This is a genomic window from Salinivibrio sp. ML198, assembly GCF_001996015.1.
In the GTDB taxonomy this organism is placed as follows: Bacteria; Pseudomonadota; Gammaproteobacteria; order Enterobacterales; family Vibrionaceae; genus Salinivibrio; species Salinivibrio siamensis.
In genome coordinates, this window is sequence record NZ_MUEZ01000018.1 from 31,306 (window position 1) to 49,122 (window position 17,817).

The window sequence follows — 17,817 nt, forward strand, 5'->3', positions numbered from 1 at the left end:
AGTCTGAGTACTCGCAAGTAAGGCTCATTAGAGCCTTACTTGGTCTAACTGTATGTCTTCGACTCGCTTCGCTATCAACTTCCCGCACTCCTCTTTCACCACACTTCGTAGCCACTCATGTTCAGGTGAATATTCACAGCGTGGATGCCAAATCATCGAGTAGTCAAAGGGGGTAAAATGAAATGGTAGCGACTTTACCACCAGTTGATGACGCTCCGCGACGAGATAAGCTAGGTCAGCTGGCACGGTAATAATTAAAGGCATCGTGTCGATAATCGCGAGTGCTGCCTCTAAGTGGTAAGCTCGGAGCACCATTCTTCGTTTCGGTTTATCAGCTAGCGCGCTTTCAATCAGTGCTTTCACCCCATCACTGATGGCAATCATCGCATGGGGGAATCGCAAATAGTCATCCAGCGTCATGGACTTTCCTGCCAGTGGATGCTGCTGTGAGACCAAGCATTGTACCCCAACCCGCCCAAGCGTCTCATGATGAAGGGGATCAAGCGGGTTACTCGGCCGACAAATAGCCAAATCCGCTCGGCCGTATGTCAATTGCTCTTTTAACTGTTCGTTCTGCAACGGTTGAAAATCAAATGCCACTTGAGGGGCTTCCTGATAGATACGCGGCAGCGCAAATGGCAAGATTGTTTGCATCGCATAGTCAGTTGTCGCGATGGTAAAGGTATGATCACACGTGCCGGGGTTAAAATCACTCGGTGCTAACATTTGCTGTAACGATGCGAGCGGTTCATCCAGAGCACGATTGACTGACAACGCTTTTTCTGTCGGGATAAGCGACTGCCCCTGACGACTAAACAATGGGTCAGCTAACAAATCACGCAACCGTCCTAACACGCGACTCATTGCCGATTGGCTCAAGTTTAAGCGCATTGCCGCACGACTCACACTACGCTCCTCGACTAAAATGCGCAGTGCAACCAGCAGGTTTAAGTCTCGCCGATAGATCTCTTCTACTTCCATAGCCACACTTACATGACAATCCAATATGAATAGTCTCTCCAATACACCACAAAACACACCCTCTTGGTATGCGTTGGGTTAACAAACGCTCGGAGAGTACACAAAATTATCATCTTACTCTTCAGCCTGCTTCCACTATGGCCTGATTAATCGCTGGATAATTATGCTTTCCATTTTTATATAACTCCTAATTATAAAGAGAACCTTCTACTCTCTTTACTGCTATAAATGAATAAAAATTCACAAACGATGCTTATCACTACTAAAAAGAGCACTTATCGAGTAATCGATTACTAAAAATTCAATCACATAGAGGTTAGTACTTTTTTTATCCCTTATATTGGTCATTTATTCGAGCTGAACAAAACCTGAATGGTGATTGGTGCGACTTCCAGCAGAAAAAATAGAGCAAAAATACTAATTGACACTTAACTCATTATTAACACCGTTGTCATGTTACTGACGCATTGCTAGCATAAATCCACATTCACTCGACACAAGTGGATGACGCTTACATCGCTAATACATAAGCGAACGTCAAGGAATAGACTGTCGCTAAGTGTTATTTATCGGATAAAAAGCCGATACGTGTATCGTTGCGTTCAATGGAGTAATGCGTGCACGAGGAATAATTAAAACGCGACAGTACTCAGATGTTTTTTAAAGAAGGGATACTTTAAAGTGAGTAATACTATCCAAAAAACAGCGGTTGCCGCTGCAATCACGCTTGTCAGTGCCACCAGTTTTGCTGGAGAGCTCGGTTCACTGACTAGTGAAGTCAAGATTAATGATTATGAAAAAGGCCTCACTAAAACCGAAGTCACTATTGGTAAAGGGTCTTATAAACTCAGCGACGATTACAGCTTTCTTTTTGATGTCGACAAAGACTTCATTAAAAATGAAGGTGAAGCAAGAAAAGAAGGTTGGGATACCCAATTTGGCTTAGCACAAGGTGCAGGAAGTGTCGGCAGTTTTGATGCAACCATGTATTATTTATTCCGCTACGACGCATCATGGAAAGCCAGTGATGAGTCCGACTCTTCAGATACTAAACAATATATTATTGCACCTTACTTCAGTAAAGATGTCACTCTGGGTGGAAAAGATTTTTCATTCGGTATCGAATTATGGGCTCAGCTTGGTAACGCTAATGATGATAGTTTGAAAAATAAAAGTGGCGTCGAAACTAACTTTTACCTATCCGGCGATCTGTCTAAGCACTGGAACCTCGAACTCGCTTGGTATAACTTCGATTACTACGACACAGAGGAGGAAGAGTACGACTATCAGATTGGTACCGAAAACTATCTAACTTACTCGCTACCACTTCCTGCTGGCTTCATGTTTAATATCGAGAACTATGTTGAGGCCTATCATACGCCAGACTCAGATACAACATTGGCCTATGCGCATATCCAGCCTGAATTAGAATTTAAAAAAGCGGTAAATGAACATTTCTCTTGGCATGCAGGTGTTTCCTATGAAGCATTTAACTGGGAATTCAAAGATGCCCAAGGAAATGAAAAAGACAAAGATATCTTCGATAATAATGAGTTCCAAGCTTATTTAGGCTTCACCATCAAGTAAACGCTATACACTGCAGGCAAATTCACTGCCTTTTTCCTGCAGTGCTTCTTTTCTCCTCTACCAACACCACATTTGATAAGTCAGTCAAACTATCGATTTTTTCTCCCCTACCGAATGTGATTTTTCTTCTAGACTCAGTTTTTATCTCGCGCCTAAAAACAAAATAGTCAATACATTATAAGCACATCCAATAACTAAGGTGCTTATAATGAAAATAATACACTATGCGTTAATTCCTCTTTTTTTCTTTGTATCCTTAAACACCAACGCGACAGCCATTTTACACGCTTTTAATTGGCCGTATCAGCTTGTAGAAGCAAGAGCGGAACACATTGCTGAGGCTGGCTACAAAAAGGTGTTAGTGGCGCCGGCCATGAAGTCGTCCGGCACAGCGTGGTGGGCACGCTATCAACCTCAAGATCTGCGTGTTATCGACTCTCCTCTCGGAAATAAACAAGACTTTCAAGCCATGATCACTGCCCTCGACCAGCATGGTGTGGCTGTTTATGCCGATGTGGTGCTCAACCACATGGCGAATGAAAGCGGATTACGTGACGATCTTAATTACCCCAGCGCACACGTCTTAGAACACTACGCACAAAACCAAGAAGCGTTCGAGCAGCAAAAGCTGTTTGGGCAGCTCTCGCAGCATTTGTTTTCCAGCACGGACTTTCATCCTGAAGGCTGTATCACTCAGTGGCATGACCCAGGCCATGTGCAATATTGGCGTTTGTGTGGTGGAGAGGGAGATGCAGGCTTACCCGATTTAGACCCGAATCAGTGGGTGGTTGAACAACAGCGTACGTATCTATCAGCACTAAAAGCCATGGGCGTGAAAGGTTTTCGGGTCGATGCAGTCAAACATATGAGCATGTATCACATCAATCAGGTCTTTACGGATGCCATTCGTGAAGGCATGCATATTTTTGGCGAGGTGATCACCAGCGGTGGGGCCGGCGATCAAAGCTATGAGGCGTTTCTTTTGCCTTATTTACAACAAACCACCCATAGCGCTTATGACTTTCCTTTATTTTCACAAATGCGTCGCGCGTTTTCGTTCCAAGGTAGCCTCACTCAGTTGCATCATCCTGAAAGTGTTGGTCAAGCGCTGGATAAACACCGCGCGATCACCTTTACCATTACCCACGACATACCGACTAACGATGGCTTTCGCTACCAAATCATGAACCCCACTGATGAAGCGCTCGCCTATGCCTATATTCTTGGCAAAGACGGAGGGAGTCCTCTGATCTATAGTGATGAGCTTTCTGCAAACGAAGACAAAGATAACGGCCGGTGGCAAGGCGTGTGGAAGCAGCCTGCGATGAAGGCCATGCTCCGCTTTCATAATGCAATGCATGGTGAGCCAATGACGGTAATTGGCAGCACCCAATGTCTGCTGTTATTTAAGCGCGACCAAGCCGGTATTGTGGCGATCAATAAGTGTGGAGAGCCTCAATCTTACACCATCAATACACGCGAATACCCACTTAACTGGTATCGCCCTTATTATGATGTGTTAAGTGATGCGACCACCACCGTCTCATCGGATTTTCACACCATCACCATTCCTGCCCGCTCGGCGCAGATGTATATGCATTAATCTATGTCGCCGCCGTCTTGCTATGCCAAGCGGCGGATTGACAGTCAGTGAAATCCGCCGCACTCTATCTTAAAAAGTGGACAAGCTGGGTGTCATGATGACTGTGAATTTTAAGCAAAAAATCCGTCCAGATCGGCCTTTTAGAACGCAAACAAACGGCGATTTGATGAAGCAGTTTGAAAGCGATCGTGGACGGATCATTAACTCTGCTGCCGTGCGCCGTTTGCAACAAAAAACCCAAGTTTTCCCTCTTGAACGCAATGCCGCCGTGCGCAGCCGTCTCACCCACTCTTTAGAGGTCCAGCAAGTCGGGCGCTATATCAGTCAACTGATTGCCGACAAACTGTCTGCCTCGCAACTCGCTCCCCCGCTCGACCGCTGCTTGGAGACCTTGGTTGAGATGGCTTGCCTCATGCACGACATAGGTAACCCACCGTTTGGACACTTTGGCGAACAAGCGCTCAGTGATTGGCTCAGTGAGCACGTCCCGTCTATCTACCGCCAACATTTTAATGACGAACTGCCTGAAGAGGTACAGCGCGACCTCTGTCATTTTGAAGGCAACGCACAAGGCATACGGCTGATCCATACCTTACAACAGCTGAACCTCACCTATTCGCAAGTCTCCGGCATTCTTAAATACACTCGGTGTGGTAGCGAGCCGAAACCTGCGAATGACGACGCGCGCGCTTACCTGAAAAAGAAGGTCGGCTATTTTCTCAGTGAACAAGCGTACATCGGCGATTTACAAGAAACGCTCGCCATCTCGCCCGGCTGTCGGGCCCCAGTCAGTTACATCATGGAAGCGGCCGACGATATTTCTTATGGCATTGCCGATTTAGAGGACGCCGTTGAAAAAGGCGTACTGACTCTCGCGGATTTGAAAGCGGCCCTAAAAGCAACCTTTGTACAGCTTACCCAGGCCAGTGAAGGGCATGACGCCAACACCATGGCGACCATGTTAGAGAACGCGGAAAAGCGCAGCCACGGTAGTGACAGTCAGTTTTTTGTCTTCTTGCGTGTGGAGGTCAATAAACGCCTGCCTCGCCATGCCGCCCAACGCTTTATCGACCATTTACCCGCTGTTATTGATGGCACCTTTAATCACGCGCTAATTGAAGATAACAGCGTCAATCATTTACTTGTGCAAACCTTTAAAAACGTCGCCAAAGCGCATGCCTTTTGCCACCCTGAAGTGGAACGCCGCGAGCTACAAGGTTATCGCGTCATCCATGGTTTGATGAGCATCTATCGTCCACTCCTCACCTTACCCAGTGAGGTGTTTACGGCTTTAGTCAACGGCGAGCCGGTCAAGCTACAAGCGTCGATATACACCCAGCGGCTATTTAAAAAGCTGCCTGAAAAACATAAAAAAGCCTATCGCGACGCGGTACGAAAACAGGCACTGGCGGAGCAGATCCCTTCTTCTACTGCGCGAGAGTTCTATTTTCGTACTCGCCTGTTGATTGACTATATCAGCGGTATGACGGACCAATACGCTTTCGACGAATACCGCGCCTTTCATGTGATTGAAGAGGGCTAAAAAAACCGCTCCGTGGTTGGGAGCGGTTTTTTGCGATATAGCCATTAGCCAAAGCGCTTTTGCCACTTATCAATCACCGTGGCACCTATCAAATCGCCTTGCACATTGACCGCAGTACGGAAGGTGTCGAGTGGGCGCTCAATGATCAGCAAAATAGCAATGGCTTCCAGTGGGATCCCCGCAGCCAGCAACACCAACTGCATACCCGACATCGAGCCTGACGGCATGCCCGGCGCGCCTACCGACGAAACCATCGCCATAATGAAGATCATCACAATGCCGGTCGTTGACAGATCAATCCCGAACAGTTGTGCCAAGAACACTGCAGCAATGCCTTCAAATAACGCGGTGCCATCCATATTCATCACCGCGCCCAACGGCAAGACCATGCTCGCGGTCGACGAGGTAACCTTGAGCTCGTCTTTAGCCGCCTGCATCGAAACGGGCAGTGTCGCAGCACTGGATGAGGTGGCAAACGCCATCGCCAGCGGTGCAGAAATGGCGCGAAACAGGCTCACAAAGCCAATGCCGCCAGCAACGCGTGCAATAAGCGGCAACACGATCACTGCATGGACCATCGTGAGTCCAAACACCAGGGCGGCGAAACTGAATAACTGGCCAAATAGATCGTTATCCCCTTGATGGGAGAATTGGAAAACAATTGCAAACACCGCAAACGGCGCCAGCTTGATAATCCCTGCCACCATAGTGTTAATGCCTTTATTCAGCCCGCGAATGGTCTCGAATAATGGGTGCGACTCTGGCAGCGCGACAATCAGCGAAATGCCGAACAAAATGGTGAACACTACAATTGCCAAAAGGTTACCCTGAGTCACCGCGGCAAACGGGTTCACCAACGCCATATTGATAAGTTTGGTGGCAATGGCTCCGGCACCCGCGGCCTCTTGGTTGATAAAGCTAATGCTCTCATCCACAGGCGGTGCATTGGTGAGCGGTTGCCATTCGGGCATCATCAGCGCTGCACCAAGACCAATGGTGATCGCAATGGTGGTGGTAAAACCGTAAAACAAAAGTGTTGCACCACCTAAGCGCTTAAGGCGAACCACATTGCCAATATTACTGATCCCTTCCAGTAACGAGAGCAATACCATCACGCCGACCACGGCTTTGAGTAGACCGATATAACTGACCTTGGCAAGCATAAGCAACGGATACCAAGTGGTCTGTTCCGCGTTCTCAATGGGGCCGAATACCGTGCCCACCAGCCAAGCTAGTGCGGCCGCCACCGCAATTTGCAATGGCAAAGAATGTCTAAGGGTTTTCCACATTGTCTTTTCCCTACTGGCAGCATTGCAGCTGCATAATGATGATTTGTCTATTTTTTTGGCGCCAAGAAGCGATAAAGCATACCAAGCTGTCAGACTGGGCTCATGTAAAAATTATGAACAATCTGGAATATCTAGTAACAAAATGGTTAGTTGGAAAGTTTGGCCACACTTTTCGCTACAAAATGGGGACAGACAATGATAAAAAGCCCGCCTAAAAAGACGGGCTTGTTGATAAGCACTATTTTTGCTTATTGGGGACGCTGATTTTGCGGATTGAGCTCAAGGTTAACAGGGGTCTCTAACTCTTGGTTCAACGCTTTTTCTAACTCAGCAACATTGGTGCCTGGGGTCGCTTCCAGCAACGCCACGCCATCAAGGTAACTGACAAAGTCGAGGCCGTATTTTTGTGCGAGCTGGCTGGCGCTTGCCTCACTGACTTTGACCAAAATCGAGCCAGTGACCGTTAATGGTGTGCTTTGTGCCGATACAGCGACTTTATCGCCGACCATGACACCCATTTGCTCGCCACTCATATTACGCGCGTTGCTGTCGGTTTCGACGACCACATAATCTTTGCCATTTAGCTGTACCGTGCCTGCGCTTACACCAAGGCTGATACCCATGACGGCGAGGGCTATCATTAATTTTTTCATACTTCGTCTCCTATTAACCACGGTGACCAATGACACGCAGTGACCATTGCGTCAATTTACCATTCACGCTGTTATTCGCCATCGACTTCACCTCACCCCCTAGGCTGTATTGACGCGTCTTGCCGTCTGTATCTGTGACGTAGAGTGTCCATTGCCCTTGCGATACTTCACCATTGAACTTATGGCTGAGCATCAAGTGGTCAGTAAAGCCTTCTGGGTAGGTGCTATCTAGCGTATTCGATAGCATGCTATTGCGTGGAGACATCAATACACTCCGAGTCCCTGCGGGCGACTCTAACTCGATGAGCAGATCAGACATACGGCTGTGTTCGATCGAAGCCCGCACTTGTACCGCCTCGATAGTGAGGTTATCAGCGACTTGCACACTGTCTGCTGTCGCCACCGCCCCAGCATCTGCAATCGCGAGTCCAGTTTCACCCTCTTGGTTGTGATAAGACCACGCCCAATCGGTGAACACTTGTGCAGGAAGTGGCTGATATGTCTTCGCGGCTTCGAGTGCCGCATTAACATCAATCAAACCAAATCCATAGGTTGGGCTATACCAGCGCCCCGCGGCATTTTGCTTCCAACCTTCTAGGCCAGTCACCGTGCGCTCGCCACCAAGTGCCGTTTGATAGGTTAAAAGCACATCGGCATCGTCTGCATCCACGCGTGTCGCGGTTGTCGCCAATAGGTGGCGAATATCGCGCTGCGACAGATTTGGATAGGCTGACATCATCAACGCAAATGCCCCTGAGGTATTTGGCGCTGCAGAAGACGTACCATTCATCACACTGTTGAAATCACAGGTGTTGTCTATCTCTGTCCCACCGTGTAGATCGTGTGACTCATAAGGAATACGATCGTCGCGGTTATAGCCCATGGTACAATCGGTCAAATCTGTGGTGATATGCGCCGGTTTATCGGTCCCATACTCGCCACCCGGCGCGGTCAAGAAGACGCTGCTGCCTACTGAGGAATAGGATGAACGCTCACCATCGGCATTCAACGCACTCACCGTCACGTTCCAGTAATTCGCATTGCTGGATGATTGGTTGCTGTTTTGCCACGGTAACCCATGGTTATCGTCCGCTGGACGGAAGCGCTCACGATTAAATGAGGTACGCTTATAACCATTTCCCGCTGATTTGATGAAAACTGCGCCAAGTCCGCCAAAGGCTTCCGTGCTCATTTTTTTGTACTGGGCGTTTTGACGGCCATCATAGCTCATCGGATCATCACTGTAAGGATAACTGCGGATACCAGAGCCGCCATAGCTTTGGTTGAATACGCGGACATCATCCGAATAGCCTTCGCGACCATGGCTGATTTCCCACGCATTCTGGCTTTGGTACTCGAGATAGTTATAGCCTTGCAGGTTGGCAAGCGGTGCAACCCCCATCCCACCAATACCATTATCACGAACCGCCGCGATAATCCCCGCGACCGACGTACCATGGGCAGTATTGCGACTGCTCCACCCCTCTGGTGTAGGATCATCATCACGCTCTACAAAGTCATAGGACTTTCCAGCGCGGACGTTAGCGGCCAGATCGGGATGCGCAATTTCTAACCCATCATCGACAACGGCGACGTTAACGTTTTGTCCAAGCACTTCTTGACGATGGGCTAACCATACGTTGAGGTCATTGCCAGGTTGGCCTCCTTCGCGAGCAAAGGCATTTTGACCACGGTTAAGCAAATGCCATTGTTCGGCCGTAAAGGGATCGTCACCGGGCAAGCAACGCTCTTCACTGGTGCGGCTGCCATCGATGCTATTATTGCCAACCAGTGAGACACAAGCTTGTGGGTCTGGTTCGGTAGGAGGATCGACAGGATCTGGCACTTGGGCCATCGCCCATACCCCTGAGGTATGAAATAGTGCGCTGATAATCAGCGCAAGAGAGCTGTGTTTGTGCATTTATCATTCCTTTTTACACTAACTAGACGTGTCTCAATTCTGAGAGACCCATCATTAGTAAAAAGAAACAACCTCAATAGAAACAGGCTATTACAAGAAACGTGATCTTATGCCTAATTATTAGAGCACAAGATCTAATTAGTTGAACAAAACCTGCAAAAATTAACCTCTTTGTTACATAGGCATGCAAGGAATGTGAAGTGGAAAACACTTATCATGTAATAAGTTATACCTTTTTGTTTTATAAGACAGCATCAATCACTGGGTCACCCCTCCGTCTTACACAATTCACTGACCACATAATTTGCAATCGCGGTATCCTGTACCCCTGTCCCTGTTAAATCGCACACGGTGATCGCCGCATCACTTCGCGCAATGGGACGCCCCGATGCCACTGTGTTTCCTAATTCTTCCACACATCGTGACAGTGCCAACCCTTTAAGCTCACCCAGCACCTCCGACTGAGCACGTCTATCCACCAGCACCCAATCCGCATTGTGTAAAATATGAGGATCAAGCTCGCGCTTCTCTGCGCTATCCGAGCCCATTGCCGTGACATGGGCACCCTGAGGAATATCTTGCCAATGCAAAATCGGCTGTTTAGCCGGCGTCGTGGTAACAATAATATCGGCCTGTTGACAAGCCTGCGCCACATCTTGGTGGGGGATCACTCGCACCCCCAGCAGAGTTTCAACCTCCGCTTGATACCGCTTTGCTTGTGCACTGTCTCGCGCCCAAACATGAACCGTGTCTATTTCTCTAACCAGTTTCAGCGCGGCCACTTGCAACCTTGCTTGCGTGCCCGCGCCTAATACAGTGACCGTTTTGGCATTATCACGCGCGCAATACTTGGCACTTAACGCCCCCGCGAGTGCCGTGCGTACATCCGTGAGATACCCTTCATCAAACAGCACGGCGTCCACTACACCGGTGGACGCCGAGAAAACCACCATTAAACCATTGAGGCTCGGCAAACCTATCGACGGATTGTCGAAAAAGCCGGGACTGACTTTAATCGCAAACCGCTCAGCACCTTGAATGTGAGCGGTTTTCACATCAACTTCGCCGTTGTGCTCGTGAATGGCCATGCTTAACACTGGTGGCATAGTTACCTCGCCACGTCCTAAAGCACTGAACGCATTTTCAATCACGCTGAGACTGTGCCGATTAAACGTGGCGACAGATTCGATTTGCTGACGGTGATATAACTGCATACGGGCTCCTTTGAAACGCATCAAGATTCAACGACGAGCTAAGGACAAACCTGCTCACTTAATGCTGTGACCGCTGCTAGGGTGTCGGTTGACACATTGTTTCCACTGACCACGATCACCACTTTCTTGTCCTGCCAATCTAACTGGTGTTGACGCGCAGCGGCCAATCCCACTACCGCGGCACCTTCTACCCACCTATTTTCGCACTGCCACATATCGATCATCGCACGGGCGATATACGCTTCATCCACTTGATAATGTTGCGTCATCACTTGGGGCACCAGGGCAAAGGTATATTGGTTATTAAGGCCAATGCCTCCCCCGAGGCTATCTGCCAACGATTCAGATTCAGGCACAGCTACTGGCTTCCCCGCTATGATGCTTTCATGCATTGCAGCCCCGTCTCGAATGGAAATGCCAATCAGGTCGATATGTGGGGCGATGGTACGCGCCGCTAAGCCAATTCCTCCCACCAAGCCGCCCCCCGACAAGCCCGCAGCAATCACATCAACATCTGGCGCATCTTCGAGGATCTCAAGCCCAATGGTCCCTTGGCCGGCAATAATATCGGGATGGTCAAAGGGAGGGATATAGCACAAACCATCACGCGAAACGGCCTCAAGCGCGGCTTGTTCGGCTTCATCCTGCGAGCGACCCACTACCCACACTCGCGCGCCCATTGCTTTAACAGCGTCCACTTTATTGTCAGGCACCAACGAAGAGAGACATACGGTCGCCGGGATCCCAAGCTGCTTGGCCGCATAGGCAAGTGCACGGCCATGGTTGCCTGTCGAGCAGGTGATCACACCACGCTCACGCAGCGCCTTGGGCAACCGACTCAATGCATAGGTCGCGCCTCGTAACTTAAACGCGCCCGTCGGCTGGCTTGTTTCGAGCTTGAGCCAGATTTGGGCATGATAACGCTGAGACAGCATCGGGGAATAAACAAGCGGTGTGCGCGCCGCCACGGCTTGTATCGCTTGGCGGGCAAGGTATACATCATGCAAGCTCGGTGACACACTCCCTCCTCGTTCGCGTTGCTTGGTCAGTTAGCGCGGAGAAATACAGCACGGTTAGTAAACAGATTAGTTGCCCAATCGCTGAGGATCCAACCCACTATTTTCGCCGTGAAATGAAACGTTACACGTACTTATCGCGTAAACTACAAGCGGATAAGGAGTACTTATGAATTGGATTGAAGCGCACGAAGCCGGTTTTAGACTCAGCCTTTTCGTTGCCGTCCTTGTGGTGATGCTTGTCGCCGAATGGCGCTGGCCAAAACGCAAACTGACTCGGACGCGGCGAGAACGCTGGTCCGGTAATATCTTACTGACTGTATTTAATACTCTCACGCTACGTGTACTCGCCCCGGTTTCTGCGGTGGGCGCGGCCAGTCTTGCCGCCGCCTCTGGTTTTGGCATTTTTAATCAGTTTTCGCACCCTGAATGGGTCGCGGTTTTCGTCACATTAGTTGTGATGGATATGGCGATTTGGTACCAACACAAACTCTTCCACCAGATACCATGGTTGTGGCGGCTGCACCTAGTCCATCATGCCGATATGGACATTGATGTCACGACAGGCGCGCGATTCCACACGGTGGAAATTTGGCTGTCGATGGCCATTAAGTGCGTGTTAGTCGCGCTACTGGGTGCACCTGTTGTCGCCGTGATCGTGTTTGAAACGCTACTCAGCGGGATGGCAATGTTCAATCACAGTAATGTGCGCCTCCCCAAGCGTCTAGACGCTTGGCTGCGTCGCGTTATCGTCACGCCAGATATGCACCGCGTGCACCACTCCACCCGGTTTCATGAGTGTAACGCTAACTACGGCTTTAATTTATCGTGCTGGGATCGCTGGTTTAATAGCTATGTGCCACAGCCACGTAAAGGGCATCAAGGCATGCGAATTGGTCTAAACGAAGTCGGCCAAGCGACGGACGCTAGTCGTGTTTGGGGAATGCTGCGTTTACCTCTCCGTTGGCGTATACTGCAGCGCGCCTATCAGAATAAAAAGGAGCACTGGGCGCATGAACCAGGTGATCGTCACATCCAAAAATCCCGCGAAACTATCCGCCGTTGAAGCCGCCTTTCGTGACGCTTTTCCCGATACCCTTTTCACCTTCACGGGCGTTTCCGTTGCCAGTGGTGTCGCAGAGCAACCAATGACCGCGCAAGAGACCTATGCCGGTGCCTGTAACCGCGTTCGTCACGCCAAAGCGGAGTATGACGGAGACTTTTACGTCGGAGTAGAAGCCGGCTTAGACGGCCAACATACCTTTGCTTGGATGGTGATAGATGATGGGACAACGCAAGGCGAGGCGTGCTCAGCCTCACTGCCTCTGCCGCAAGAGGCGTTAGACGCTCTCCATCAAGGCGAAGAGCTTGGCGATGTGATGGACAGAATGTTTGCCACTGAAAATGTAAAACAAAAAGGGGGCGCCATTGGCATGCTCACCGGGCATCGGCTTACACGTTCAAGCGTTTACCATCAAGCGCTAATCATGGCGCTGATTCCGTTTATGCACCCACACTTGTATCGCTAACACCAATAACAACGGCGCCCTGTGGCGCCGTTGTTTGTCTATTTAAGGCTTTGTTGATTAGGTCGATGAGGTGGACTGTTCAGCTTCACGTTTCAATAAATCAGCCAGCCAGTTTTTGGTTTCGTCATCCATCCGCTTTAACTCATTAGAGCCGCGTGTCACGGTCGCGATCCCCACGCCTAGCAACTGACTCAACTGGCGCTGACTCATTCTCCCTTCTAACAACTCATGCAAGATATTAATCCGGGCCACCAAGGTATCTCGCTCATCGGGGGTCAGTAACGCCGTCAACAAGGCATCATCATTATCATCTTGTCCAGCACGGCGCACTAGCGCGATAACATCTTGCCAACCAGAAAATGCAGGCGATTGCGACATGGGTTCCTCTCGCTCTTTACGTGATGGTCGCGATTGTAACATTAATAACGCTGTGCCAACTCGTGGGCTCGCAAAAATTGCACGGGCTCACCTAAAAGTTGGCGATAGTAAATATCGAACATCAACACGTTCTGCACATAATGGCGCGTTTCATAAAACGGGATCGACTCGATAAAGGCAATGGCATCCATGTGCCCTTTCGAACGTGCCAGCCAACGACTCACTCGATGTGGTCCGGCATTGTATGCCGCAAAAGCGAGAACGCGATTGCTATCGAAGCGATCAAGCATCATTTTCAAGTAGCCACTGCCCAAGCGAATATTCACGCCAGGATCGCTAAGACTGGCCGGCCCTTGATAATCAAACCCTAATCGACGAGAGGTTTCACGTGCCGTACGCGGCATCAATTGCATTAATCCTCTTGCACCCACGTGAGAGACCGCACGAGTGAAAAAAGCGCTTTCTTGGCGTGATAGCGCCATCAATGTGGTTTTATCCACCCCGCGCTCGCGACTGAAAAATTCAAACCACCACTGATGGGCAAGCGGAAAACGCAACGACAAGTGATCCCACATTTTTCCAGCGATGGTGGCTTGTACCGCGAGATGATACCAATGCTGTTTATTGGCATAGGCGGCCAGTAGCGCAATTTGCTCATCACTGGCGCGCTGCAACACATAATACCACTCGCGCTTAGCCGCGTAGATTTTATCGAGCGCAATCAGCTCATCGACTCGCGCCAGCACATCATTGACAGGCATCAGTCCCGCCTCTTTTAACACGGCGGTACGCGAAGGGATATGAATCGGCTTTTCCAGGTGCTGAGCGGCAGCCACACTGTAAAAATTACGCTCACCCAACATGGTTTCAAACGCCTGGTTCGCCGCGTGACTGTCGCCAAGCTCTAATTGAATTCGCGCCTGCCAATATCGCCATTTTAATGACTGTTTTGCCTCATCACTGAGCAGTGAAAGCCATTGATTCAATACGTGCCAATCACCCTCCACCAGCGCCAAGCGAAACCGTCGCTCGAGCAGACCATCATCGTCGCTTTGTCTCAGCATACGATCGCGCCACGCAGCTAATGCAGGCTCATCGTCATTCATCAATTGGCCAATAAGATAATCGGCAATGGCTTGTCGTTCATCCTTATCGTAATGTTGCCCTTCTACGGTGCGGCGGAAATGACGAATGGCTTGTGCTTCGTCTTTGCGCGCCAGTCGCTCAAACGCGAGACGAGTAAGCGTTTGGTTAAAGGGGGTCACTTTGCTTCGCTTGGAAAAGTCAGCGACTTGATCAGGCTTGTCGTAAAGATCAATGATTTGCTTTCCCGTCGCTTGGTGGGTGTCGGGAAGTTGTCCTTGTAGGTAACGCATTAAACTGCGATTGCGCCCTTCAAAGGTCAGCAACATCCGCTGTAAGATTAAATCACCAGTGAGTTGCTTTTGCTCGGAGAGGTAATCAAACAAGGGGTCACATGCACTGTCGACCGATTGGCCGGATAAGTACAGAGACTTGGCACCACTGCGCGCCAACGCTCGGTTACCAGCTTGGCTGTGAGCATAGTAATACTGACATTGATAACGCTCTCCCCTTGGCACATCGGGCTGGAAAGCGACCAAGGTTGCCCAATCTTTTCGATCTGCTAATAGTGTGAGGTAATCGGCGCGCAAACTATTAGCAAACGGCATGGTGGTGTAACGCTGAATAAAGTTGGTCACCGAGTCATGCGACTTTTCTGCAAGGTTGCGAGTAAAGTCACGATAATCTAAATATGGATAAAGTGGATAATCACGCAACTTGGCTTTGAGACGGCGAAATTGACGTAATTCACCACGCTCAATCGCATCAATGGCCGCCTCATATTGACGCTGTGCAGGCGTCATTTGCCCACTGTCTGGACTGGCCGACGCCAGCGTGAGAGAAGGAGAAAAAGCGGCCCCTAGAATAAGCCCTGGTAGCAGTGAACGGGAGAAGGCACGGACACCACGACGCGCTGCGTAAGATGCATTGCGCAAAGGCCCGGACAAAGCGATGAATCGTTCCATGTTAAAGGTCGCTCCTAATCAATTAACACCGTGACGAATGTGTCACATCCAAAATGTGTGACAACGAATAGACAACAATCCCATCAGCAAATTCCCTCGCGCTGTGGCAAATGGTTTGCCGCCCATGAGCTATATTACCCAGCGAATATGACAATCACTGTTAAACTTGGCAAAGTTAACGTTAGAATAGCGTCTTTTACACCACAACAATTAGCGTGAGCAGAAATGGCTGAGTACGTATATACCATGTCGCGGGTGAGCAAGATCGTGCCACCTAAGCGCCAAATTCTTAAAGATATTTCTTTGTGTTTCTTCCCAGGCGCCAAAATTGGGGTGCTAGGCCTCAACGGGGCCGGTAAATCGAGTCTATTGCGCATCATGGCCGGTATCGATACCGAGATTGAGGGTGAAGCCCGTGTGCAACCAGGCATTAAAATTGGCTACCTCCCGCAAGAGCCTGCGCTAGACGAAGACAAAACCGTGCGTGAAACCGTTGAAGAAGCGGTCTCGGATGTGAAGGATGCATTGACGCGTCTCGACGCTGTCTATGCGGCCTATGCCGATCCTGACGCCGACTTCGACGCCTTGGCGCAAGAGCAAGGTGAGCTTGAAGCACTGATACAAGCCAAAGATGGCCATAACCTTGATAATGCGTTAGAGCGTGCGGCCGATGCCCTGCGTCTGCCCGAGTGGGATGCACAAATCAAAAACCTGTCTGGGGGCGAGCGCCGCCGTGTGGCGATTTGTCGTTTGCTACTCGAGAAGCCCGATATGCTACTACTCGACGAGCCAACCAACCACTTGGATGCCGAATCAGTGGCATGGCTAGAGCGTTTCTTGGTCGACTATACCGGCACGGTTGTGGCGATTACGCACGATCGCTACTTCCTCGATAACGCTGCTGGTTGGATCCTTGAGCTAGACCGTGGTGAAGGCATCCCTTGGGAAGGCAACTACTCATCGTGGCTTGAGCAAAAAGATGTCCGCTTGAAGCAAGAAGCCTCACAAGAAAAAGCCCGCCAGAAAACCATTGAGAAAGAGCTTGAGTGGGTACGTCAAAACCCGAAAGGCCGTCAAGCCAAATCAAAAGCGCGTATGGCACGCTTTGAAGAGCTTAACACCTCCGATTACCAACGCCGTAACGAGACCAATGAGTTGTTTATCCCACCCGGCCCACGCCTTGGTGATAAAGTCATTGAAGTTAACAACCTAACCAAGTCGTTTGGTGATCGCGTCTTGATTGACGATCTGTCGTTTAGCGTTCCAAAAGGCGCTATCGTCGGTATCGTTGGTCCCAATGGTGCGGGTAAATCAACACTGTTCAAAATGCTCAGTGGTACCGAAACACCGGATGCGGGCACAGTAGAGGTCGGTGATACCGTGCAATTGGCCTCGGTGGATCAGTTCCGTGACAGTATGGACGACAACAAAACCGTTTACGATGAGATCTCGGAAGGTGCCGATATTATTCGCATCAATAACTTTGAGTTGCCTGCGCGTGCTTATGTCTCTCGCTTTAACTTCAAAGGAAGCGATCAACAAAAACGTATCGGCGATTTGTCCGGCGGTGAACGCAACCGCGTCCACCTGGCCAAGCTATTGAAAGCAGGCGGAAACGTACTGCTGCTCGATGAGCCAACCAACGATCTGGATGTTGAAACCCTACGCGCCTTGGAAGAAGCTCTGCTCGAGTTCCCAGGCTGCGCGATGGTTATCTCGCACGACCGCTGGTTCCTTGACCGTATCGCCACCCACATTCTTGACTATCGTGATGAAGGCCAAGTGAATTTCTTCGAAGGTAACTTTGCCGAATACACCGATTGGTTGAAGAAAACGCTGGGCGCACAAGCGGCTGAGCCACACCGCATCAAATACAAGCGCGTTGCCAAGTAACGCCGCACTCATGAGGGCAGCCAACGCTGCCCTTTTTCTTTCGGGGCGATGTAATAGGCGCCTCACGCCCTCGCAGTCATATGGCCAACTTCCCCACCCACAAACCGCATTCCATCCGTTTAATAACGCCAAGACATCAAAAAATGTTTCAGAATCGATACG

14 protein-coding genes are annotated in these 17,817 nt (G+C 49.8%); 6 read left to right on the forward strand and 8 right to left on the reverse strand.

What is annotated here, in order from left to right; all coding sequences use genetic code 11:
• Nucleotides 1–27: 27 nt before the first annotated feature.
• Nucleotides 28–981, reverse strand: coding sequence for a LysR family transcriptional regulator (locus tag BZG25_RS12715; protein WP_077578338.1), 954 nt, complete (start codon nucleotides 979–981; stop codon nucleotides 28–30).
• A 681-nt stretch (nucleotides 982–1,662) separates the two neighbouring features.
• Here BZG25_RS12715 and BZG25_RS12720 point away from each other — a divergent pair.
• The 3 genes from BZG25_RS12720 (at nucleotide 1,663) to dgt (ending at nucleotide 5,714) form a co-directional block, all read left to right on the forward strand.
• Nucleotides 1,663–2,568 (forward strand): hypothetical protein, encoded by a 906-nt coding sequence (locus BZG25_RS12720; protein ID WP_077578337.1) that lies wholly within the window; start codon nucleotides 1,663–1,665, stop codon nucleotides 2,566–2,568.
• Nucleotides 2,569–2,776: 208 nt separating this feature from the next.
• Nucleotides 2,777–4,171, forward strand: a complete 1,395-nt coding sequence (locus BZG25_RS12725) for an alpha-amylase family protein (protein ID WP_077578336.1) — start codon at nucleotides 2,777–2,779, stop codon at nucleotides 4,169–4,171.
• 97 nt (nucleotides 4,172–4,268) lie between these two features.
• Nucleotides 4,269–5,714 carry a dGTPase gene (dgt, locus tag BZG25_RS12730; RefSeq protein WP_077578352.1) on the forward strand — a complete coding sequence of 482 codons (1,446 nt, stop codon included), beginning with the start codon at nucleotides 4,269–4,271 and terminating at the stop codon, nucleotides 5,712–5,714.
• A gap of 44 nt (nucleotides 5,715–5,758) precedes the next feature.
• On the opposite strand, the gene BZG25_RS12735 is transcribed toward dgt, so the two are convergent.
• The 5 genes from BZG25_RS12735 to eutB all read right to left on the reverse strand — a co-directional run bounded on the left by BZG25_RS12735 (nucleotide 5,759) and on the right by eutB (nucleotide 11,810).
• Complete coding sequence (locus tag BZG25_RS12735; protein ID WP_077639198.1) at nucleotides 5,759–7,003, reverse strand: dicarboxylate/amino acid:cation symporter; 1,245 nt, start codon at nucleotides 7,001–7,003, stop codon at nucleotides 5,759–5,761.
• Between the two features lie 248 nt (nucleotides 7,004–7,251).
• A complete protein-coding gene (locus BZG25_RS12745) occupies nucleotides 7,252–7,656 on the reverse strand; it encodes a hypothetical protein (protein ID WP_046075156.1) in 405 nt (134 codons plus the stop codon).
• Nucleotides 7,657–7,669: 13 nt separating this feature from the next.
• Nucleotides 7,670–9,577, reverse strand: a complete 1,908-nt coding sequence (locus tag BZG25_RS12750; protein WP_198535230.1) for a S8 family serine peptidase — start codon at nucleotides 9,575–9,577, stop codon at nucleotides 7,670–7,672.
• A gap of 266 nt (nucleotides 9,578–9,843) precedes the next feature.
• Nucleotides 9,844–10,791 carry a cyclodeaminase gene (locus BZG25_RS12755; protein ID WP_077606446.1) on the reverse strand — a complete coding sequence of 316 codons (948 nt, stop codon included), beginning with the start codon at nucleotides 10,789–10,791 and terminating at the stop codon, nucleotides 9,844–9,846.
• A gap of 38 nt (nucleotides 10,792–10,829) precedes the next feature.
• Nucleotides 10,830–11,810, reverse strand: coding sequence for a hydroxyectoine utilization dehydratase EutB (eutB, locus tag BZG25_RS12760; RefSeq protein WP_077578333.1), 981 nt, complete (start codon nucleotides 11,808–11,810; stop codon nucleotides 10,830–10,832).
• Between the two features lie 166 nt (nucleotides 11,811–11,976).
• Between eutB and BZG25_RS12765 the strand changes: the two genes are divergently transcribed.
• Together BZG25_RS12765 and yjjX are read left to right on the forward strand one after the other, a co-directional pair.
• Nucleotides 11,977–12,873, forward strand: coding sequence for a sterol desaturase family protein (locus BZG25_RS12765; RefSeq protein ID WP_077639199.1), 897 nt, complete (start codon nucleotides 11,977–11,979; stop codon nucleotides 12,871–12,873).
• Entirely contained in the window at nucleotides 12,821–13,336 is a 516-nt protein-coding gene (yjjX, locus tag BZG25_RS12770) for an inosine/xanthosine triphosphatase (RefSeq protein WP_046075152.1), read from the forward strand. Before BZG25_RS12765 ends, yjjX begins: the two co-directional genes overlap by 53 nt.
• A gap of 57 nt (nucleotides 13,337–13,393) precedes the next feature.
• Here the strand turns inward: yjjX and trpR are convergent, their stop codons facing one another.
• Nucleotides 13,394–13,714 (reverse strand): trp operon repressor, encoded by a 321-nt coding sequence (gene trpR, locus BZG25_RS12775; protein WP_046075150.1) that lies wholly within the window; start codon nucleotides 13,712–13,714, stop codon nucleotides 13,394–13,396.
• Nucleotides 13,715–13,755: 41 nt separating this feature from the next.
• Nucleotides 13,756–15,762: a murein transglycosylase gene (gene sltY, locus BZG25_RS12780; RefSeq protein ID WP_077639200.1), complete on the reverse strand. Its 2,007-nt coding sequence runs from the start codon at nucleotides 15,760–15,762 to the stop codon at nucleotides 13,756–13,758.
• 225 nt (nucleotides 15,763–15,987) lie between these two features.
• Here sltY and ettA point away from each other — a divergent pair, with 225 nt between their 5' ends.
• Nucleotides 15,988–17,655 (forward strand): energy-dependent translational throttle protein EttA, encoded by a 1,668-nt coding sequence (gene ettA / locus BZG25_RS12785; RefSeq protein ID WP_077458796.1) that lies wholly within the window; start codon nucleotides 15,988–15,990, stop codon nucleotides 17,653–17,655.
• The last annotated feature ends 162 nt before the right edge of the window (nucleotides 17,656–17,817 follow it).